Source organism: Pedobacter sp. 05L430, assembly GCF_056397585.1.
Genome location: NZ_JBFTNT010000420.1, coordinates 1 through 2,814 on the forward strand (window position 1 = coordinate 1; position 2,814 = coordinate 2,814).

General features: G+C 39.6%; 4 protein-coding genes. All 4 read right to left on the reverse strand.

Annotation, left to right across the window (positions count from 1 at the left end):
* On the reverse strand, positions 1-692 hold a 692-nt coding region (locus tag AC1DG9_RS25795), incomplete at its 3' end, for an SPFH domain-containing protein (protein ID WP_477635540.1).
* Between the two features lie 170 nt (positions 693-862).
* A complete protein-coding gene (locus tag AC1DG9_RS25800; protein ID WP_288880319.1) occupies positions 863-1,132 on the reverse strand; it encodes a hypothetical protein in 270 nt (89 codons plus the stop codon).
* 11 nt (positions 1,133-1,143) lie between these two features.
* The gene (locus tag AC1DG9_RS25805) at positions 1,144-1,434 is read right to left on the reverse strand and encodes a DUF1360 domain-containing protein (RefSeq protein ID WP_172663662.1); all 291 of its coding nucleotides are present in this window, start codon (positions 1,432-1,434) and stop codon (positions 1,144-1,146) included.
* A gap of 10 nt (positions 1,435-1,444) precedes the next feature.
* Positions 1,445-2,814 (reverse strand): hypothetical protein (locus tag AC1DG9_RS25810; RefSeq protein WP_477635541.1); only part of this gene is annotated, 1,370 nt, incomplete at its 5' end.

A 2,814-nucleotide genomic window follows, 5' to 3' on the forward strand; every position in this document is an offset into this window, starting at 1 on the left:
ACCATATTCATTCCGGTAACAGTATCATAATGTTTTAGCACCTCTTCTGGCAGCGTAGCACTGGCGATCAGAAAGTTGGTTACCTCCAGTCCGAGTTGGCTAAAATAAGGCTGAATAAGCGGCTGCACCTTTTCGTTCAAAACAGAGAGATTTCCCGCCACATCTATCACTGCAATACCTGCCTGTGCCAGCACTTCCGCAAATTTTGCTGCAATGAAGTCCCGAATTCCCCATTCCAGTTCGGCAATGGTTAGCCGAGGATAGGTACCTGCGTATTCTTTAAAGAATTTTCCTACTTCTTTTATACGGAGATTGAACGAGCCGAAAGCACGGACACGCACTTGTCCAAATTGCTTATCTCTCATTAGCACTGGCACTGGTGTTCCCCATTTAAGGTTGATGAACTGGTGCGTATTAAAAAAATAAACATCAGCCTTGAAAGGACTTTGGAAACCGTATTTCCAACCTTTCAAACGTGTCAGCACCGGAATGTTTTCTGTTTCCAGTTTATATTTTCCAGCGGAAAATACATCTGCCAGCTGGCCTTCATTCAGAAATAATGCAGACTGGCTTTCCCGAACGGTTAATATTGCACCATTCTTTATTTCTTTGTCCCCATCTGCAAACTTCCACATCAACATGTTCGGATCGKGGGTTACAGATTCTATGATCTCAATAAACGGTAATTGCATACTCGGATTAGCTAATAATGAAGAATGAATAGAATTTGATAAGTACAAAATTCTGAACATTGGAATTGATTTCCAAGGTTTAGCTGTCTACAAAACAGCTACACAAAACACTAAAAGCATCTACATACCGTCTACACCCCATAGAAATCTGTAATACATAAAAGCGAAGGTTAGGGTTCCCTTACCTCTGTTAAATCTGCATAACCCCTCATTATAGAAACATCTTCTGAGTGTACCAGAAATTGACGTCTTTGAGCAGAAAATGTATATGTTATGTGAAAAATCCCTCTCACTTGCAATTCGCTATTGCCGTTATATCGAAAATAAGTGGGTTTTTGATCTGTTGTAGTGAGGTTATTTTCTGTTTCTGCTTTATAAGCAGAAGCATCAATAGCAGAATTAAATTGTAGACCTTGTCTTTTTTGTCCGCAGCAGTTCATAGTTTTAGTTTTTAAGGGTAATTAGATTTTTTCATAATTATTTGTTCTAAAAATATTGCCGCTGCCGAAAACGACAGGACCAACAATATGCTCTCGATCCAATTGTTACCGAAATAAATTCCTATTGGTAGTGCTACCCAAATAGACAAACAGAAGAAACAGTCCATTAATGAACCAAAAAAGCTTTTACCTGCAAGTTTTCTTAGTTTATAAATTACATCAAAAGGGCCATCTTCGGCTTGTATTAAATGGGTAACACGCCAAACGGAAAGGACAGAAATTAGAAACAAATAAGCTGTCATTGCTTTGTGTTTATGGTAAACGTTCTATGGCTACCCCAGCACTTACAATGTAGTTGCCGGCATTTGCACCTGCCCCATAACCATTGGTTGTTCTTTTTGACGCCGTTAAACCAATAGAAACGGTTGCATAACTTTCAGTAGGTTCAAGCCATTTTCCTGTTGGAACAGGTAAGGGAACAAAAGTAATTTGGTGCGAATTTGAGTCTCCAAACTTGCTTGCATCTGCCGTACCGCGATAGCCCGGACAATTATGAGCCTCGTTGTTAGTAGGGTTATCACCATGTAAAATACTTGGTTCGGGCAATGAACTTCCTAATCGTTTTACTTCAAAACCCGCAGAGGTTCCGCATTTTCCGATAGATAGATCATAATGATCCTGAAATACAGAATTGGGATGGGTTTCACAAGCTTTAAATGTAACGTTTAGCGGAGTGTTTAAGTAGGCCTCTTTAATGCGATACAAATTACATTCTGCTTTTACAATGTTTACACCATCGGCATCAAACCAAACATTGTCCAGGCTAAAGCCAAGAGAATTATTATCAATATACATGGCAATCATATCTGTAGCGCCTGATATATGGTTTCCTGCAGCATCATAACCGTCCATACGGAAATAAACCGTTCCGGGTGCAGTACTCTGATAAATTGCCGTGTTTAATTGGATTAAACGGTTTTTATCATATGGTATCCAGGGTATACCTGCTTCAATTTGAGCTTCTACGTTTAAGTAATAAGGTACTTTAATTGCCGGTCCGCCATCAACTTTTAGCGGTATAGTATCGTATGAACCTATTAATTTTGGCAATAAATCTAACCCAAAGCCCTGAAATAAATAGCCCATATAACCTTCCGTTACGTAATTCCAGGAACTGAAAGGTTCCGACATGTTTTTGCTATATCTAATGGTATAAAAGGCAATTATCGGATCATTAGCTTTCCTTTGTGTATTATACAAACAACCTTTTACATCTACTGTACCCGCCCAGGCTGCACAATCTATGTTCAAACCTGCCAAAACATTGTGGCTGCTAATGCGGCCATCGGCATGTAAGTGGTTATCTAAGGCCGCAGAATTTCTATCCATAGCAGCAAAGGCAAAACTGGCAGTACTATTTTGGTTGCCACCTATAATTACATTGCCTAGTGAACCAATCATATTGCCGTTAAAACAATTAAAAGGTTTAGGTATAACCGATGCAGGGATACAAATATCAATACGCTTAATTCGGCTTACATTAAAGTAGCAGGCACTTTCGTACAAAACAGGTGCTCCAACAGTAGATCCGGGGATACTTACAATCAGATCTGGCATCACTTGCGCTGCAAGATCTTCGCCACTGGCATAATCAAACAGTTCGTCAAATATATCTGTAAGCG